A 17,820-nucleotide genomic window follows, 5' to 3' on the forward strand; every position below is an offset into this window, starting at 1 on the left:
CGGCGTCAAGGAAGGCGTCATCGAAGCCATGAAGTTCTTCACAAACGTCAAGACATACTCCCTCCCATGGCCGGAGTGAGCCTGGCCAGGCCGGGGCGGGCTCCACCCAGCCCCGGCCTTTTCACCCATTCCCTTTGACCCCCTGCACGGAGGCGGCCCATGCTTGTCCATACGGAAGGTGAATCCAACACGTCCCAAGCCCGAAAGGCCTGGCTGAAGACATCCATCGGCCCCAAATCCGCGCCGCTGCTGGAGCGGGACGCAGATGCCTTTTTGCACCAGAGCCTCTCCAGCCCCTGTGTCAGCACCATCGCCCGCGCCGAGGGCATCTGGATCGAGGATCTGGACGGGCGCCGCTACATGGATTTCCACGGCAACTCGGTGCATCACCTGGGGTATGGACATCCGAAACTGGTGGCGGCGATCAAGCAGCAGCTGGATGACCTGCCGTTTGCGCCGCGCCGCTTCACGAATGAACCCGCTGTGCAGCTGGCCGAGAAGCTGGCGGAGATCACTCCCGGCGATCTGGGCAAGACCCTGTTCACCACCGGCGGCTCCGACGCCAATGAGGTGGCGCTGAAGATCGCCCGCGCCGCCACCGGCCGCTTCAAGACGCTGAGCTTCTGGGACGCCTTCCACGGCGCGGGCTTTGGCGCTGCCTCGGTCGGGGGCGAGGCCACTTTCCGCAGCCATATCGCCGGGCCGCTGTTGCCGGGCACCGAGCATGTCGCCCCCTACAGCCCCTCGGACTGTCCTTACGGCCACAAGACGCTGGAAGACAGCGCCGCGGCCTGCGCCCGGATGATCGACTATGTGCTGGGCCGCGACGGCGACTACTGCGCCTTCATCGCCGAGCCGATGCGGGCGGTGCCCATCGTGCCGCCGCCGGGGTTCTGGAAATCGGTGCGGGAAATCTGCGACCGCCATGGCGTGCTGCTGATCCTGGATGAGATCCCCACCGGGCTCGGCAAGACCGGGCAGATGTTCTCCTTCCAGCATGACGGGGTGGTGCCGGACATTGTCACGCTGGGCAAATCTCTGGGTGGAGGCATCCTGCCCATCGCTGCCTGCGTGGCGCGCCGCGATCTGGATGTTTGCGGCGATTTTGCCATCGGCCATTACACACATGAGAAAAACCCGGTCACCGCCCGCGCTGCGCTGACCACGCTGGAGATCATTGAGGAGGAGGGCCTTGTGGAGCGCGCGGCAGAGCTGGGCCAATATGCGCTGGAGTACCTGCAGGAGCAGATTGGCCATTTGCCCCAGGTCGCGGACATCCGCGGCCGTGGATTGATGTTCGGGGTGGAGATGGCTGGCGACGGCGGCAACACGGCCCAGGCCCGCGCCCGCGCTGAGCGAATATACTACGCCTGCCTGGATGCAGGCCTCAGCTTTAAGATCAGCCAGGGCAGCGTCCTTACCCTGTCTCCGCCGCTCACCATTTCGCGGGGGGATCTTTCCAAGGCGCTTGATATTGTCACCGGGGCCGTCAGGGCCGCCGGGTAGAGCGCCGCACGGCGGGCGCCGCTGTCTAATGAGAGTACACGATCAGAACGGAAGACCAGCAACAGCACAATAGCAAACGGGGAGATCCAGATTATGCCGGTAATCGAAGCCAGCCAGTTCCGCCTCAGCTACAACGAAGCGACGTGCCGCAGCTCCGGCCAATGCGGTTTGGCACTCTCCCGCGTGATCAGCGCTGTTGGCGGCAAGGATGGCGAAAGCGCAGCCCCCGAAACAGATGAGTATATAAGACAGGCTGTCGCAGCCTGCCCCTCTGGCGCCCTGTCGTTCAGCGGCCGGACCAGTGGTGGCAGGGTCCAAGTCCGGGACAAGGACAGAGTTCGCGAGCGGAAGTTCTATCTCCCCTGACGCCATGTGAGCCGACCTGTGCGCTGCCCGGTTGAACAGAGGGAGCGGGGCAGGGGCCAAACGCCTCAGGTCAAAGCTTGTCGAGGACCTTCTTCGCGCTGTCGAGGTATTCCTCCTGCCGCGGCTCAGACATCCTGTCCCAGGTGCTGTAGGCCCGCTTCAGGCGCGGGTTGTCCCGCAGCTTGTCCTGATTGCGCACCAGGAAGTCCCAATAGAGCGGATTGAACGGGCAGGCATCCTCGCCGGTCTTCTGTGTCACGCTGTAGCGGCAGCCTGCGCAATGGTTCGACATCTTGTTGATGTAGTTGCCGCTGGCGGCATAGGGCTTCGACCCCAGCAGGCCACCATCGGCAAACTGGCTCATGCCGATCACGTTGGGTGCCTCGACCCATTCATAGGCATCGGCATAGACCGCCAGGTACCATTCATGCACCTGATGCGGATCGACGCCCGCCAGCATCGCGAAGTTCCCCGTCACCATCAGCCGCTGGATGTGGTGCGCATAGGCTTCGTCTCTGGTCTGGGTGATGGCGGCAGCCAAGCAGGCCATGTCTGTGCCGCCTGTCCAGTAGAAGCGGGGCAAGGGGCGGGAGGCCCCTAGGAAGTTCCGCTCAGTATAGCCCGGCATGTTGAGCCAGTAGATCCCGCGCACGTATTCGCGCCAGCCGATGATCTGGCGGATGAACCCTTCGGCCGCATTGAGCGGCGCGTGCCCCTCGTAATAGGCCCGCTCCACCCGGCGGCAGACCTCCAGCGGCTCTAGCAGGCCCGCATTGATGTAGTGCGACAGGACGGAGTGATAGAGGAACCGCTCGCCCTCCAGCATCGCGTCCTGGTAGTCGCCAAAGCAGGGCAGAGCCTGCTCGGTGAAGCTCTCAAGCGCCTGCAGCGCGCCTTCCCGGGTGACCGCAAACCAGAACGGGCGCAGGGTGCCGAAATGCTTGCCAAACCGGGCTTCAACCAGCTCCAGCACTTCCTCCGTGATGGCATCCGGGCGGGTTTCCGGCAGGCGCGGCAGGAACAGCCCGCCCTCGGCGGGTTTGCGGTTTTCGTGGTCGAAATTCCACTTGCCGCCCTCCGGCTGATCGCCATTCATCAGCAGCCCGGTTTCGCGTCGCATTTCGCGGTAGAAATACTCCATGCGCAGCTGCTTGCGCCCCTCCGCCCAGGTGCGGAACCGCTCATGGGAGCAGAGAAACCGGCTGTCTTGCCGTATGTCCAGGGAGACATCCGCTTCCTCGGCCCAGTTAAGAAGCGCGGACTTGAGCCTGTATTCGCCGGGTTCGGTGACCACCACGCGGGCAACCGGTTGCTCCGCGCGCAGCCGGCCAATTTCGCCGGTCAGGCTGCCGGAGTTTTCGGGATCATCCAGCCGCACATAGCGTACCTGCCAGCCGTCTGCCTCCAGCTCCTGGGCAAAGTGGCGCATGGCTGAGAACAGAAATGCGATCTTCTTCTTGTGGTGCTGAACGTAATTGGCCTCCTCTGCAACTTCCGCCATCAAAATGATGTCACGCGACCGGTCAGCCTGCCGAAGAGAGGCGATATTGCGGCTGAGCTGATCGCCGAGAATGAGGATGAGATTGCGCTTGGCAGACTGATCGTTTGTGGGGGTCATCACGCGTCACCTAAGCAGGTCATCCCGCAGGCCGCATGGTGGCGACCAGCTCCGCAACCTTGAGGCCGAATTTACGCATCTCCGACTTGTTCATGATCACCCCGTCAGCGGTCAGATACAGCCAGTCGGTGGCTTTCAGCGTATGCCCGCCTGCGCTTTCGGGGAGAATGATCTCATACTGGAGCTGCACCGTTGAGCCGGACACGATACCCTGCGCCTCTCCCGCCAGGTCATCGGCTGTGGCGGTGAAGGTGTTGCCGGGGCCAAGGGTCAGGAACCATTTCCGGCTTTGGGTGACGCCGTTGGAATAGGTGAACTCTTCGCTCAGCGTGCCGGTGTCGCCATCCCATTCGCCCACCATTTTGGCGGTGAAGCTGTTGGCCATCTTGCCGGTGGGGCCGAAAATCACGCCTTCGGACAGGATCTCACCGGACAGGTGTTCGGTCAGGATGAACTGCGGACCGGTGTCCGCATAATCCTGTGGCGACTGGAACCGGAAGCTGAACAGGTAGGTTTTCGCGATCATCGCAAGCACGATGAGGGCGAGGATGAGGGTCAGGAGTTTCATTCGGTTGCTCTTTCTGATGGCAGGGTCAGGGCAAAGGCGAAGGCAGCGGTTTTCAGAACGCAGGGCAGGACGGCATAGGCCAGGGCAAGGGCGCTGAGCGCCTGCTGGCTGTTGTCCGCCCCGGGCTGGAAGCCCTTCTGCTCCAGCAGCGGCAGCGCCAGGGCGGCGGCCAGGGCCAGTGCCAGCTTGCCGGCAAAGGACCAGATGCCGAAGGCGGCGGAGGCGTTGAGGCCCGCGCGGGTCAGCGCGATGCTGAACATGGCGGGCAGCAGCACCATGTCAGCGCCAAGGGTGGCGCCCGAGACCGCGCAGATCACCGCAAAGCCCATGAGGCTGCCCGGGCCGAGCGCTGCGGCGCCCGCAAAGCTGGCAATGGCCAGCGGCATGGCGATCAGCAGCGTCTGTTTCGGCCCGATCCGCTGGCTGAGACGCGCCCACAGCGGCACGCTAAGTCCGGCGCAGAGGAAAAACAGCACCAGCAATGGCCCGGCATAGCCGGTCAGCTGCAGCCTGTCCTCGACAAAAAAGAGGAACAGGGTGGAGGTTAGCGCCACCGGCAGGCTGTTGAGCACGGCCAAAGCCAGAAGGCGCAGCGCGCCGGCCTGTGTCAGGGCCATCGCCGACAACGGCTGACCGGTGACCGCCGGGCGCCTCCAGAGCTGCAGGGTGGCCGTCGCGGTGAGCAGGGCAAAGCCCCCCAGGACCAGGCCAAAGGCCGCATAGCCCTGGCCCGCGGCGCCAAGCGCCACCAGAACCGCCGGTGCGATGGCGGCAAAGATCACGCCGCTCAGCATTCCGGCTTCGCGGAAGGCGGCCAGCGTCATCAGCTCGCGCGGGGTGGATTGCTTGGCCAAGGTGGCGCTGCGGCCATAAAGCAGGATCATGCCCAGGCTGTAGGCCGAGAACAGCAGCAGCAAAACAAGAACAAGCTTTGGCACCACCAGGGGGCCTGCCGTCAGGCCGAACAGCAGCGGAAATCCGACGGCAAGACCGCCCGCCGCCGCCAGCGCGAACCAAAGCTGCGCCTTTGGCCAGCGGTCGATGGCCCAGCCGATCAGCGGATCCTGCACCAGGTCGAACAGGCGGATCCCCAGCAGGATGCCGCCAAGCGCTCCCAGGCCGATCCCCAGGTTCACCGACGCAAACTGCGGCAGGTGAATGTAGAGCGGGATCCCCGCCGAGGCGAGCATCATCGCATAGAGGCTGACGCGGGAATACAGCATCATCAGCCCAGAAGCGCGCGGGTGAAGCGGGCGGAGCGGGTGTTTGCGCCGACAAAGATGGACATGAAGCTGTGCTTGATACCCGGTTGGTTCAATGTGCACGCGGTGCGTCCATTGCGCAGGAACTTCACACGGTCCGGTCCCTGGCTGACGGCCAGATACCGGTCGCCGGGGGAGACGCCTTGGAAACAGGCCTCGAACCGGGCGCGGGCCGGGGCGGGATGCCCCAGGCGCCGCATCTCGCGCAGGGTAGCTTCGACCAGGTCTTCCTGGCTCAGATGGCGCTGGTAGGTGAGCTCGATGCCGAAATCCTGCGACCAGTCCAGAGGCGCCGCGCCCCGCGTGAACAGCCGCGCCTGATAGACCGGCAGTCCCAGCAGCCGGAACGTCGCCGCGCCGCGCTGTTCGGCCCCCGGCAGCAGGGATTGCACCGACGAGGCAAAACCAGCCGCCGGAACCGCCAGCAGGCAGAGGGTCAGGAGCAGCTTACGCATGGGCGAGCTCCACCTGCACCACATTGGTGTGACCGATGGCAAAGGAGGCGGCGCAGATCTCCAGATAATATTGCCAATTGCGGAAGAACGCCTCGCCATAGCCCAGTTCCGTGATCCGGCGCTTCTGCGCGGCCAGGCGCTGTGCCCAGATCCGGCAGGTGCGGGCATAATCCTGGCCGAAGGCAAAGCTGTCCGCGACCTGCAGCCCGGCCGATTTTGCCTGCTGCGCGATCACCTGATCGGACAGCAGCATGCCGCCGGGAAAGACGTACTGGCGGATGTAATCAGAGGAGGTCCGGTAGGTCGGAAAGAAGTCGTCCCGCACCGTGATCGCCTGCAGCAGCACGCGGCCGCCTTCGGCCAGGCTGCTTTTGAGCTTGGCGAAATAGCTGGGCCAGTAGCGCTCACCCACGGCCTCGATCATCTCGATCGAGACAATATTTTCGAATTTGCCGCCAATATCGCGGTAGTCGCGCAGCTGGATGTCGGCGCGCCCGTCCAGGCGGCTTTCGGCATAGCTGTGCTGGTTGCGCGAGATGGTGACGCCGGTCACATCGCGGCCCTCGGCACTGGCCTGTTCGGCAAAGCCGCCCCAGCCGCAGCCGATCTCCAGCACCTGCTCGCCGCTGCCCAGCCGGGACAGGATGCGGGCGTTCTTGCGGGTCTGCGCCTGCGCCAGATCATCGCCCTCCGCCCCGAACAACCCGGAGGAATAGGTCATGCCGTCATCCAGCCACAGCTGGTAGAACTCATTGCCTACATCGTAATGGGCGCGGATGTTTTTGCGCGCTCCGCGTTTGGAATTCGCCCGCAGCAGGGTGTCGACAACGCGGAACTTGGCCCGGTTCAGCGGGCTGGCCTGATCGTAGCTGCCCAGATGATCGCGGTTCTGCATTGCCAGCTGCATCAGCCCGTCGACCGACGGCGTGTCCCACAGGCCCTGCACATAGGCCTCGCCCAGACCGACCTGGCCGTGCGCCGCCATGGCCGAGACCGCGGCCCAGTCGTTGATGTGCATTTCCGCCTCGGGGCCGCGGTCGCCGAATTCATAGCGCGCGCCATCCGGGGTGCGCAGCGTCAGCCGCCCCTCACGCAGTCGCGCGCAGACCGTCAGAAATTCCGACTGAAGGGCTTTGTCCGTGAATGCCATGATCTGTTCCTTTGGCCGGGGAGGGGGTGAGAGAATTCATCATGCGGACAATCCGCATGGCGCTGGCGATGCCGTCTTCGTGAAAGCCGTGGCGGTTGTAGGCGCCTGCGAACCAGGTGTTGTTCTGCCCCTGTATCGCCCGGATCTGGCGCTGGGCATGCAGCGCTGCCTTGTCGAAAACGGGGTGGGAGAATTCCACCGTGTCATAGACCTTGTCCGCAGGAATAGGCCGGGTGGGGTTCAGGGTGACAAACAGCGGATCGCTTTCGGGGATGCTTTGCAGACGGTTCATCCAGTAGGTGACCCCGACGCCGCCGTCCTGGCTGCGGTAGGCCCAGCTGGACCAGCAGCTGCGCCGCTTGGGCATCTGGCGGCTGTCGCAATGCAGAAGCGCGGTGTTCGGCTGATAGCGGATTGCCCCCAGCGCCGCGGCTTCGGCTGGGGTGGCATCACCCCCCAGAATGGCAAGCGCCTGATCCGAATGACAGGCCAGGATGATGTCATCAAAGACGCGCGGGGCCGCGCCCTGCGCCTGCACCGAAGCACAGCCCGCCTGCCGGGTGACTTGCCGGACCGGGCTGCAAGAGCGGATCTCGCAGCCCCGGGCAACCAGCGCAGCCTCCAGACGGCGGACATATTCGATGCTGCCGCCCTTGACCGTCCACCACTGATGCTTGCCGGTCCCGGCCAGCAGCGCATGATTGCGGAAGAAGCGGACCAGCGATTTCGCCGGGAACGCATCAACGTCGCTGACCGGGGTTGACCAGATCGCGCCGCACATCGGCATCAGGTAATGGTTGCGGAACCAGCTGCCGAGGCCCAGCTCATCGACCAGCTCGCCGATGGTCTTGTCATCATCGGTGGCGGCGGCCTCGGCCCGTTTGCCGAAGCGCACGATATCGGCGACCATCTTGTGGAACTGCGGGCGCACCAGATTGCGCTTCTGTGCCGCCAGCATCCGCAGGCTGTTCAGCCCGTATTCCAGGCGGCCGTCGTCGATGCTGGCGCAAAAGCTCATCTCGCTTTTGATTACCGGCACATCCAGCTCCCGGAACAGCCTCGTGAGGTAGGGGTAGGTGACATAGTTGAAGACGATGAACCCGGTATCCACCGGCTGATCGCCGTTCTTTCCCGCCAGAACGGTGCGCGCATGTCCCCCCAGCCGGGAGGCAGCTTCAAACAAGGTGACATCATGGCTGCCGGCCAGATAATACGCCGCGGACAGACCGGAAATGCCGCCTCCCACGATGGCAATCTTGCGGCGCGGCCCCTGAGTTTGATCCAGCATGCGTCGGTTTTCCCTTGCTGTTGTTTGGACCGGATACGCCGTGGGCAAGAAACCGGATCACCTCTTTCCCGATAAAACTGTGCTTGCAGGTGATCCGGGGCGGCAGCGGCTGCGTATCCGGTGCATGATCGAACATGTTGCAGCACAGACCTTTCACGCGCGCCGGGGCCGCCTGAAGAACGCCTTCCGCTACGGCGTGGACTACATTCTGACCGACATGACTGATGGCGCGCCGCCGCTGCTGTCGCGCAACCGCTTCAACCTGTTCTCGATCCACGACCGCCGCCACGGCGGCCCCCGCGGCAACGGGCGCGGCGTCGCCTGGTTCCGCGAGGAGCTGGAGCGGCGCGGGTTTCCCTTGCAGGGCACTCAGCTGCTGCTGCTGACACAGCCGAGTTTCCTGTGGTTCCACTTCAACCCGGTCAGCTTCTGGATCGCGGTCAAGGAAGGCCGCCCCCGTGCCTTCATTGCCGAGGTGAACAACACCTTCGGCCACCGCCACTGTTATTTTGCGGCCCATCCTGATTTCCGCCCGATCCAGCGCAGCGAGGTGATCGAAGCGGAGAAGCTGATGCATGTCTCGCCGTTTCAGCAGGTGGCCGGGCGCTACCGGTTCAATTTCGAGATGACGGAGCGGGCGTTCAACATCCGGATTTCCTACACCAATGGGCGCGAGGGCGTGCTGGCGACGCTGAATGGCCTGCGCCGTCCGGTGACCACCGGCGGGCTGCTGCGCGCTGCCTTGCGCAGGCCGCTGGGAGCGGCCCGTGTGGTGGCGCTGATCTACTGGCAGGCGCTCAAGCTCTGGGTCAAGCGCGCGCCGTTCCTGCGCAAGCCGGAACCGCCGAAGCCGTTGATCTCCGACAGCTCGACCTTCTCGGGCGGCAAGGCGTGACGCAGTTTGCAGGCAAGAGCATCTGGCTGGTCGGGGCGAGCCACGGGCTGGGGCGCGAGGTTGCCCGGCAGCTGGACCAGTCTGGCGCCCGGCTGGTCTTGTCGGCGCGGTCAGAGGATGCGCTGGACGCGCTGGCACATGAGCTGCGCCGGGCAAGGCCGGTGCCTGTGGATGTCACCGATATGGACTCGGTCAGAAAAGCCGCCCGTCTTGCCGGGCCGCTGGATGGCATCGTCTACAACGCAGGCGCCTATGAGCCAATGCGCACCCAGGACTGGGACAGCAGCGCGGTGCTGGGGATGAGCGATGTGAACTTTACCGGCGCGCTGCGGGTTCTGGGGCAAGTGGTGCCCGGATTTGTGAAGGCGGGCCGGGGGGATATCACGCTGGTCGGCTCCTTAGCCGGATACCGCGGGCTGCCCGCATCCATCGGCTATGGCGCCAGCAAGGCGGCGCTGATCAGCCTTGCGGAAACCATGCGGCATGATCTGAAGGACAGCGGCGTCACCGTGCGCGTGGTCAACCCGGGCTTCATCAAAACCCGGCTGACGGACAAGAACAGCTTTAAAATGCCGCAGCTGATGGAACCGGAAGATGCTGCCCGGCATGTGGTTGCGGCGATGCAATCGCGCCGGTTCAGGACGGATTTTCCCCGTCCTTTCTCCTGCGCGATCAAGGCGTTTAATCTTCTGCCCGACTGGCTGGTCTACCGCGGCAAGTGAGGCTGGCAGCCCGTTGCCGCCGTGGTCAAATCCGGAACAAGGGCTGCAGCAGACGCGGCATGAATGCCTTGAAACGCAGCGGCGCATCGGTGGCGGCCAGGCAAATGCAGGGATCGCCGGCATCCGCAACCGGCGTGTGCTCCAGGGTTTCATCGCCGATTTCGACATCCCCGACACCAAACCGCCCGGTCTCGTCGCTGAAACTGCCCTGCAGCACCAGGGTCAGCTCCAGCCCATTGTGGCTGTGATCCGGCACCGCCTGGCCTGCAGGGATATACAGCAGCCGGGCGGATCCCAGATCATCCTCGAAAAGGATGTTCTGTTTTACTCCCATGCCCAGCGTCTTCCAGCGCGGCGGCTGCCCCTTCAGAGACTGCATCACCGGCCCAGGGTAGATCCCCTTGGGGTCATAGACCGGCACCGGCGCGGCAGGCTCATCCAGCTGCGCCATGAGGTTTGATTTCGCGTCCTGCGACATCGCCACGCAAGCGGCCTCTTCCAGCAGCGCGCCACCAACCGCCTGATGCGCGCCAAGCGCTGCCTGGCAGTCGCGGCAAAGGGACAAGTGGCTGGCGACAACCATGGAAAAGGCATGCGGCAGGCTGCCCGCCGCGTAGGCCGCGATCATCGGATCGGGGATGTGATGTGTGATTGCAGGCATTCAACGCAATCCTTTTAGTTCCTTGCGCAGCCGCCCCAGGCCAAGGCGGATACGCGACTTTACTGTTCCCAAGGGCAAGCCCGTCTGGGTGCTGATCTCCTGGTGGGTCAGATCGCCGATATAGGCCTTTTCGATCATCTCCTTCTGATCGGGGTGCAGTTGCTCGATGGCCTGTTTCAGGTGCAGGCTCTCCTGCTCCAGGGCGAGGATCTGGCTGGCATCGGGCTCTGTTCCGGGATCCTCTCCCAGCTCATCGGGAACGGGGCGGTTTTCCTTGCGGACGATATCGATATGGCGGTTGCGGGCGATCTGGTAGATCCAGGCCGAGGCCTGCGCCTTGTGCGGATCGAACATCGCCGCCTTGCGCCAGATGGTGAGCATGACGTCCTGGACAATCTCTTCGGCCAGCGCCGGCCGCGCGCCGCAGCGGATGACAAACCCCTTCAAGCGCGGTGCCAGGTAGTCGAACATTTCACCGAACGCCGCGCGGTCCCGATGATCGCGCACAGCCAGCAGCCAGACGGTGAGCTGCGAATAGGTTTGCTCTTTTGACACTACTGCTTTGCCCTCAGGGGATGCCCGAAGCACGATGTTTTTATCGGGCGGCCTGTCCAAGTTTAGTGTCAGCATAGTCCGGATACGGACCTGTGTGGAAGTTGGATCATGGGCCGCCGCAATTTTTGCGACGCCCGGAAACACCGATGGGCGGCCAGGGCACCAAGACCTGATCCGCCTCCGGCTGCGGGACGTAACACATGCAAGCCCCTGCAAGAAAGAGTTCAGTGATGCGCAATATCGTTGTCAGCGGCGGGTCCGGCGCGATCGGGTCAGCCTTCCTTCGTGAACTGGCGCGGAAATACCCGCAGGCCAGCATCCACAGCCTGTCCCGCAGCCCGAAAGCCTCAGCGCCGCCCGGCGTGCAGTCCATACACGTGGATTACCTGGATGAAGACAGCCTGCAAGCCGCAGCGGGGCAGGTCGCCAGGAAAGGCGCGGTTGACCTGATAATCCTGGCGGGCGGGATCCTGCATCAGGGGGATATCACGCCGGAAAAATCCCTTAGAGAGCTGAGCGCCGGGAAACTCCTGGCGCTGTTCACGGCCAACACGGTGGCTCCGGTCCTGACCGCAAAGCACTTTCTGCCCTTGCTGCCGCGTGACAGGCGCGGGGTTTTTGCCGCTCTGTCCGCCCGCGTCGGCAGCATCTCCGACAATCATCTGGGCGGCTGGTATTCGTACCGGGCGTCCAAGGCAGCCCTGAACATGTTCATCCGCACTGCCGCGATAGAAATCCGCCGCCGCAACCCGCAGGCCATTGCCGCCGGGCTGCATCCCGGCACGGTGGAAAGCGGTCTGTCCCGACCCTTTCTGCGCAACGTTGCCCCGGACAAATGCTTTTCGCCGCAGTATTCGGTTTCCAGGATGATGACCGTGATCGACACCCTGACACCCTCTCAAAGCGGGTACTGCTTCGCCTGGGACGGAAGCCTCATTGACCCTTGAACAGCCTGGAGCGCGAGGGTGGCCAGCTGGCCGGAATGATCCGTTTGCACCCGCGTCAGGCCGCGTGCGCGGTCTGCCCACCAGTCTCTCTTAGCGGGACCTGAGCCCAAATTTCCAGCAAACCAGCTGCTCTTGGCAGGCCATATGCGGCAAGCACCCTCCCATATGCGCACTCAGGGTAAAAAACATTTCCGGAAAATAAAAAATGTCTTTGTGATGCGCCTTCTTCCCAGCATCATTCCCTTGAGACCAGATGAGTCCGCAAGCCGGCCCTGATCTGGTGCGCTTCACACCGGTGCGCCCCGCCTGATGCGGCTGTGCGTGCCGGCAAAAAAACCGAGGAAACACACTCGGCAAGATGGCAATGAACCGGGAGGAAAATTCAAATGTCATTGGACGTGAGCACAATATTTGCTCAGCAAGTCACTCTGAACTCGCTGGTGCAGAACATTCTGTACGCATCGGGTGTCGTCGGGGCAATCCTGGTGGTTGTCGGGCTTTTGCTGATCGACGCGGGGACCGCGCGCCGCAGGAACCTGTTCAACTCGACGATCGAAAAGACGCTGGGCTTCTTCCTGGGGTTTGCAACCTACTACGTTATCGGTTTCGGCCTGTGGGCCGGGCAGTATTACATCATGGAAGGCGCGACCATGATGGATTCCATCAATGACTGGTGGCTGGGCGGCGCGATGACCAACGCGCTGGCGCATCACACCGATCCGGGCACCTTCCCGGGGCTGAACACCTTCCAGATCTTCATCTTCTTCCTTGCGGTGTTTGCCGGGATCATCAACATCCTGCTGCATTTCGCCGTGTCGGAGCGGATGAAGGCCCCGGCCTATTTCATCACCTGCATCGTCGCCGCAGTGGTGTCCTCGGCCCTCAGCTGGGCGACCTGGGGCTCGGTCGGGCCGCTGACCAATGCCGGCTTCCACGACTTCTTCGGGGTAGGCTTCGTGTACCTGTTCCCCGCGGGCATGGCACTGGTGTTCACGCCGAAACTGGGCGCGCGCCCGGGCATGATGGCACCGCACCCGCGGATCTCGGCCTATCTGGCGCCCAGCATCGGCCTGTGCGCACCCGGCCTGCTGCTGATCTTTGCCGGCCTGCCGATGGTGATCCTGTCCTGCCTGTTCTTCTTTGACCCCGAAGCGCTGGCGGTCAGCGTCACCATGGCCGACACCAGCGTCGGCATCGCGATCAACAACTACGCCCTGGTCTGGGCCGGCGGCGCGATCACCGGCCTGCTGATTGCCTACTCGACAGGCAAGTACGCCTATACCCTGCTTGGGCCGCTGGCGGGCTATGTCGCCGGGGCGTCTGGCTTTGATGTCTACCTGCCCTGGCAGGCCTTCGTCCTCGGCCTTGCAGCGCCTTTCGTGGCCTACGTTGTCTACGAGTTCACGCTGAAACGCGGCATCGACGAGCACAAGCTGTTCCCGCTGTTCCTGGGTTCCGGCGTCTTCGGGATGATCGTGCTGGGTCTTTTCAAGGCCGGCACCCCGCGCGGCGGCTACTTTGGCATCGAGGAAGGCGCCTATGCGTTCCAGCACGGGGAAATCTCGCTGGTGATGCAGCTGGTGGGCACGGCTGTCTGCATCGGCACTGGCGTGGTCACGGCGCTTATCCTGGCCTTCATCCTGGAGCGAACCGTGGGGCTGCGGGTGAATGAGGACGACCAGATCGAGGGCCTGGATGGCAAGATCTGGGATCTGGAGCCCGACGTGGTCACCCACGCGGACAGCGCGCAAAACGCCTGACACCGCCTGCAATCGCAAAGGCCCCGGCATCTGCCGGGGCCTTTTTTGCTGGGGCAATTCCCGCCGGGCGTTAGAGATGCGTTGTCAGTTTGTAGCCCGGCGCAAAGAACAGCTTGGCCAGCGTGACCGGGCTGCCGCGCAGCCAGGTGATCCGTTCCGCCGTGAATACCGGGTCCCCGGCGGGCGCGTCCAGAAACTCCGCCACCGCCTGATCCGCCTTGGTGGCCATGAAGCTCAGCTCCAGATTGGTGAACGGCACCTTTTGCACCAGCCAGTCATTCGGTCCCGACTGGGAGAAATCCGCCTCCAGCACCTCAGGGATGCTGTCGGGGATCACCCAGCGCACTTCGTACTGAAAGGGGGCATTGTCCGCATAGTGCATGCACCTGATGTGCAGCACCTCCTGGCCCTGGGGCAGGTCGAGCCGGGCGGACAGCCATGCTGGCGCAGCCTGCACGCTGCGCTCAACCAGGGAATACCGGTATTCCGCGCCGGTTCCTGCGATCTCGTCCCGGACCAGCGGGATCGAGAACTGGGCCTTGCGCACCGGGGAATTCAGCACCCTGGTGCCTGCCTTGCGCTTGCGCTCCAAGAAACCCTCCTCGGCCAGCTCCCGCAGCGCCCGGTTCACGGTGGTGCGGGTGCTGGAAAACTCCTCGGCCAGTTCGGTCTCGCTCGGCAGCAGGCTGTCCGGCGCCCAGATCCGGTTCTGTATCCGGTCGAGAACGACCTGCTTGATATCCCGGTAGCTCATTTTCCGGCGCGGTGCTGCCATGGTGCCTCTCAGGGTCATAAGAAAATTTAACACCCATAAGAATACACATAATCCCCGGACAGGAAAGCGGCATCCGGTAACGGAGGCTCAGATACGCGGGCAGGGCGTCAGCCGCTCAGAACCACTGCCCGGGTTCCATCAGCCCCAGATCCAGCAGCTGGCGCGAGTGCCACTCGAACGGCGCGGAATTGTGCCAGCGGAAGGTTTCGATATCGAAGGTGGAACCCGGATTGCGTTTCAGCGCCTTGGCCGTGCGGAAGGAGCAGACGGCCGCGGTCAGGTTGTGGTGCCAGGGGCAGGCGTATGTGTTGTACTCCTGATCGTTGAAGGTGTGATCCGGCTGCAGCTCCAGCCCCGGCTTGGCCCTGAACAACGATATCCGGTCGATCTTGCGGCTGGCCGTGGGGATATGCTCCTCGAACCGCCAGCGCACGCCGCCAAAGAAGTCCAGCTGCCGCTCGCGCGGGTGGCCGGTTGCGGGATCCTGGCGCGACTGGGCGTAATAGCCGGACTTGTCCAGATAGGCATTTTCCAGCGACACCGCGCCGGGACATGCCTCCAGGTCGCCCGCGTAAAGGTCGATCACATAGCTGAGCATCGCATCGCGCCGCTCCTCAGTATGAAAGGCCAGCATCTCGCCGACGGTGCGGGTTTCGCAGAACGGGTAGAACAGGTATTCCGCGTTGTAGCAGTAATACAGCCAGCAGCCCGGCTGCGCCGCCGCAATGACCGCGTTGACGGCACCGGTCACCGCGCCCTCCGGCCCGCAGTCGAACGGCACCCGGTGCACCTTGGCGCGCACGTCCTGCGGCAGGTCGAAGGCATCGGGCATCAGCGCCACAACCGCCTTGAAGCGGCTTTGCAGATGGTGGCGCAGGGTGGTGGCAATCTCCACCTCATCCTCGATGAAGACCAGCGCAACCGGGCCCTTGGCCAGCAGCGCCTTGCCCTGCTTCAGGAAATCCTCCAGCGAAGAGTACATCATGCCCGTCTGCCCCTGCCTTTCTGGCCTTTGCGGCCAAAATCGGGTAATTCCCGCGTCATTGCAAGCGGCGGCATTTGCCTGTAAGGCAGGCCGCTGACCCCGGATCAGGCTAAAAGGCTGAGACTCATGAGCGCCCCGAAGAAGCTGTTTATCAAGACCTATGGCTGTCAGATGAATGTCTACGACAGCGAACGCATGGCCGAAGCGCTGGGCGGCGAGGGCTATGTCGAGACCAAGTCGCCCGATGAAGCCGACATGATCCTGCTGAACACCTGCCACATCCGGGAAAAGGCGGCAGAAAAGGTCTACTCCGAGCTGGGCCGCTTCAAGGGGCTGAAGGCTGAAAAACCTGACCTGAAAATCGGGGTGGCGGGCTGCGTGGCCCAGGCCGAAGGCGAAGAGATCATGCGCCGCCAGCCGCTGGTCGACCTGGTGGTCGGCCCGCAAAGCTATCACCGCCTGCCGGAGATGGAAGCCAAGGCGCGCGAAGGGGAGAAGGTGCTCGATACCGACTTCCCCGAAGAGGATAAATTCGAGAAACTGAAAAACCGTCCCAAGGCCAAACGCGGCCCGACCGCGTTCCTGACGGTGCAGGAGGGCTGCGACAAGTTCTGCGCCTTTTGCGTGGTGCCCTATACCCGCGGGGCCGAGGTCTCGCGCCCGGCAGACCGCATCCTGCGCGAGGCGCAGGACCTGGTGGAGCGCGGCGTGCGCGAAATCACCCTCTTGGGCCAGAACGTGAACGCCTATCACGGTGCCGGCGCCAATGGCGACCTGACCCTGGCGCAGCTGATCTGGGAGCTGGACAAGATCGACGGGCTGGAGCGCATCCGCTTCACCACCTCGCATCCCAATGACATGCAGGACGACCTGATCGAGGCGCATGGCACCTGTGCCAAGCTGATGCCGTACCTGCATCTGCCGGTGCAGGCGGGCTCCGACAAGATCCTCAAGCGGATGAACCGCTCGCACACGGCGGAAAGCTACATCCGCCTGATCGAGCGCATCCGCGCCGCGCGTCCCGACATCCTGATTTCCGGCGATTTCATCGTCGGCTTCCCGGAAGAGACCGAGGAGGACTTCCAGGCCACCATGGACCTGGTGGAAGAGGTCAAATACGGCACCGCCTATTCCTTCAAATACTCGACCCGCCCCGGCACCCCGGCGGCAGAGCGTCCCCAGGTCGACCCGGCTGCGGCCGACGACCGGCTGCAGCGTCTGCAGGCTCTGCTCACCAAGCAGCAGCGCGAGGTGCAGGACAGCATGGTCGGCCGCGAGGTTGGCGTGCTCTTTGAAAAAGCCGGCCGCCTGCCGGGCCAGATGGTTGGCAAGTCCGACTATCTCCACGCCGTGCACGTCGCCGATTGCAGCCGTGACGTCGGCGAACTGGCGCGGGTCCGGATTGTCTCCTCGGGTGCAAATTCGCTGGCGGGCGAGCTGATCGGCTAACGCCGCCGCCGCCAAGCGAATCTCTTGGGGCAGCCGCTTCCTGGGGCTCCCTGGGGGGCTTTGCGGCAAATTGATGGCGCGTCCTGATTGCACCGCGATCAGCAACAATTCCCTCCTGGCGCCGCGAGTGTCCGGCGCTAGCGCTCAATGCGCGCGTAAAACAATACAATTTTACAGGTGGAAATATCTAAATTCAGCTATTTTAGACTTTATGGCCTGAGCGGTGGCCACTTATGGGGGAAGCTCCTTGGGGGGCTTAGGTGAAGGAATTCTGGTTTTGTTGAAATTCAAATTGAACAAGGCGATTGCGCTGGCTGCCGCTGCCACGGCCGCGCTCAGCATCGCCGCCGCGCCCGCCAGCGCGCAATCCCAGCAGCGGACGATCAAGGGCGAACGGTATGTTCCCACCATCTGGGTCGACCCGGACGGTTGCGAGCATTGGGTGATGGATGATGGGGCCGAAGGCTACATGACCCCGCATGTCAAACCCGATGGCAAGCCGGTCTGCCGGCGGGGCAACATCTGCGGGGTGATGCCGACCGACCAGTTCTTCGCCACCGACCGGCATTTCATCAACGCAGCGGGCAAGCAGCGTCTGCGCGAGTTTTTCCAGCAGGCGCAGAGCAACGGCGCGCGCTCTTTCATCGTCGCCGGCCACACCGATAGCAGGGCTTCGGATGAATACAACATCCGCCTGTCCGAGCGCCGCGCAAATGCAGTGGCCCAGGTTGCCCGTTCTGTCGGCGCGCGCATCGCCGGTATCCGCGCCTATGGCGAACGCGATCCGCGGGTGCCCAACACAAGCGCCGCCAACATGGCGCAGAACCGCCGCGTCGAAATCTACTGCCTGCGCTGAGG

18 protein-coding genes are annotated in these 17,820 nt (G+C 63.6%); 8 read left to right on the forward strand and 10 right to left on the reverse strand.

All coding sequences use genetic code 11. The annotated features are described in order from the left end of the window. Positions 1-159: 159 nt before the first annotated feature. Together pbfA and ACFMBG_RS07845 are read left to right on the forward strand one after the other, a co-directional pair. Positions 160-1,506 (forward strand): (R)-1-hydroxy-2-aminoethylphosphonate ammonia-lyase, encoded by a 1,347-nt coding sequence (pbfA, locus tag ACFMBG_RS07840; RefSeq protein ID WP_421054150.1) that lies wholly within the window; start codon positions 160-162, stop codon positions 1,504-1,506. 93 nt (positions 1,507-1,599) lie between these two features. Further along, positions 1,600-1,872 (forward strand): (4Fe-4S)-binding protein, encoded by a 273-nt coding sequence (locus tag ACFMBG_RS07845; RefSeq protein ID WP_421054151.1) that lies wholly within the window; start codon positions 1,600-1,602, stop codon positions 1,870-1,872. Between the two features lie 70 nt (positions 1,873-1,942). On the opposite strand, the gene ACFMBG_RS07850 is transcribed toward ACFMBG_RS07845, so the two are convergent. Genes ACFMBG_RS07850 through ACFMBG_RS07875 form a run of 6 tightly spaced genes read right to left on the reverse strand, consistent with a single transcriptional unit; the run spans position 1,943 to position 8,213 of the window. Continuing rightward, complete coding sequence (locus tag ACFMBG_RS07850; RefSeq protein WP_421054152.1) at positions 1,943-3,490, reverse strand: cryptochrome/photolyase family protein; 1,548 nt, start codon at positions 3,488-3,490, stop codon at positions 1,943-1,945. Between the two features lie 19 nt (positions 3,491-3,509). Further along, positions 3,510-4,058 (reverse strand): DUF3833 family protein, encoded by a 549-nt coding sequence (locus ACFMBG_RS07855; RefSeq protein ID WP_421054153.1) that lies wholly within the window; start codon positions 4,056-4,058, stop codon positions 3,510-3,512. Further along, entirely contained in the window at positions 4,055-5,281 is a 1,227-nt protein-coding gene (locus tag ACFMBG_RS07860) for an MFS transporter (RefSeq protein ID WP_421054154.1), read from the reverse strand. Before ACFMBG_RS07860 ends, ACFMBG_RS07855 begins: the two co-directional genes overlap by 4 nt. 2 nt (positions 5,282-5,283) lie before the next feature. Further along, positions 5,284-5,775, reverse strand: a complete 492-nt coding sequence (locus ACFMBG_RS07865) for a hypothetical protein (RefSeq protein ID WP_421054155.1) — start codon at positions 5,773-5,775, stop codon at positions 5,284-5,286. Next, entirely contained in the window at positions 5,768-6,925 is a 1,158-nt protein-coding gene (locus tag ACFMBG_RS07870; protein WP_421054156.1) for a class I SAM-dependent methyltransferase, read from the reverse strand. The genes ACFMBG_RS07865 and ACFMBG_RS07870 overlap by 8 nt, the downstream gene beginning before the upstream one ends. Then, positions 6,864-8,213, reverse strand: a complete 1,350-nt coding sequence (locus ACFMBG_RS07875) for an NAD(P)/FAD-dependent oxidoreductase (RefSeq protein WP_421054157.1) — start codon at positions 8,211-8,213, stop codon at positions 6,864-6,866. Before ACFMBG_RS07875 ends, ACFMBG_RS07870 begins: the two co-directional genes overlap by 62 nt. A gap of 124 nt (positions 8,214-8,337) precedes the next feature. Between ACFMBG_RS07875 and ACFMBG_RS07880 the strand changes: the two genes are divergently transcribed. Together ACFMBG_RS07880 and ACFMBG_RS07885 are read left to right on the forward strand one after the other, a co-directional pair. Next, positions 8,338-9,108, forward strand: a complete 771-nt coding sequence (locus ACFMBG_RS07880) for a DUF1365 domain-containing protein (protein WP_421054158.1) — start codon at positions 8,338-8,340, stop codon at positions 9,106-9,108. Continuing rightward, on the forward strand, positions 9,105-9,830 hold the full coding sequence (locus ACFMBG_RS07885; protein WP_421054159.1) for an SDR family NAD(P)-dependent oxidoreductase: 726 nt from the start codon (positions 9,105-9,107) through the stop codon (positions 9,828-9,830). The genes ACFMBG_RS07880 and ACFMBG_RS07885 overlap by 4 nt, the downstream gene beginning before the upstream one ends. A 25-nt stretch (positions 9,831-9,855) precedes the next feature. Here the strand turns inward: ACFMBG_RS07885 and ACFMBG_RS07890 are convergent, their stop codons facing one another. Together ACFMBG_RS07890 and ACFMBG_RS07895 are read right to left on the reverse strand one after the other, a co-directional pair. Beyond that, complete coding sequence (locus tag ACFMBG_RS07890; protein WP_421054160.1) at positions 9,856-10,491, reverse strand: ChrR family anti-sigma-E factor; 636 nt, start codon at positions 10,489-10,491, stop codon at positions 9,856-9,858. Next, positions 10,492-11,046, reverse strand: coding sequence for a sigma-70 family RNA polymerase sigma factor (locus ACFMBG_RS07895; RefSeq protein WP_421054161.1), 555 nt, complete (start codon positions 11,044-11,046; stop codon positions 10,492-10,494). It abuts the gene before it with no gap. Between the two features lie 230 nt (positions 11,047-11,276). On the opposite strand from ACFMBG_RS07895, the gene ACFMBG_RS07900 reads away from it, so the two are divergent. After that, the gene (locus tag ACFMBG_RS07900) at positions 11,277-11,993 is read left to right on the forward strand and encodes an SDR family NAD(P)-dependent oxidoreductase (RefSeq protein WP_421054162.1); all 717 of its coding nucleotides are present in this window, start codon (positions 11,277-11,279) and stop codon (positions 11,991-11,993) included. A gap of 386 nt (positions 11,994-12,379) precedes the next feature. Further along, complete coding sequence (locus ACFMBG_RS07905; protein WP_421054163.1) at positions 12,380-13,753, forward strand: ammonium transporter; 1,374 nt, start codon at positions 12,380-12,382, stop codon at positions 13,751-13,753. Positions 13,754-13,823: 70 nt separating this feature from the next. Here the strand turns inward: ACFMBG_RS07905 and ACFMBG_RS07910 are convergent, their stop codons facing one another. Both ACFMBG_RS07910 and ACFMBG_RS07915 read right to left on the reverse strand, forming a co-directional pair. Further along, positions 13,824-14,507, reverse strand: coding sequence for a UTRA domain-containing protein (locus tag ACFMBG_RS07910; RefSeq protein WP_421054164.1), 684 nt, complete (start codon positions 14,505-14,507; stop codon positions 13,824-13,826). A 136-nt stretch (positions 14,508-14,643) separates the two neighbouring features. Further along, entirely contained in the window at positions 14,644-15,513 is an 870-nt protein-coding gene (locus ACFMBG_RS07915; RefSeq protein ID WP_421054165.1) for a glycosyltransferase family protein, read from the reverse strand. 126 nt (positions 15,514-15,639) lie between these two features. Here ACFMBG_RS07915 and miaB point away from each other — a divergent pair, with 126 nt between their 5' ends. Both miaB and ACFMBG_RS07925 read left to right on the forward strand, forming a co-directional pair. Then, positions 15,640-16,962: a tRNA (N6-isopentenyl adenosine(37)-C2)-methylthiotransferase MiaB gene (miaB, locus tag ACFMBG_RS07920; RefSeq protein WP_421054166.1), complete on the forward strand. Its 1,323-nt coding sequence runs from the start codon at positions 15,640-15,642 to the stop codon at positions 16,960-16,962. Positions 16,963-17,239: 277 nt separating this feature from the next. Then, complete coding sequence (locus tag ACFMBG_RS07925) at positions 17,240-17,818, forward strand: OmpA family protein (RefSeq protein WP_421054167.1); 579 nt, start codon at positions 17,240-17,242, stop codon at positions 17,816-17,818. Positions 17,819-17,820: the final 2 nt, after the last annotated feature.

The organism is Leisingera coralii (assembly GCF_049056525.1).
In the GTDB taxonomy this organism is placed as follows: Bacteria; Pseudomonadota; Alphaproteobacteria; order Rhodobacterales; family Rhodobacteraceae; genus Leisingera; species Leisingera coralii.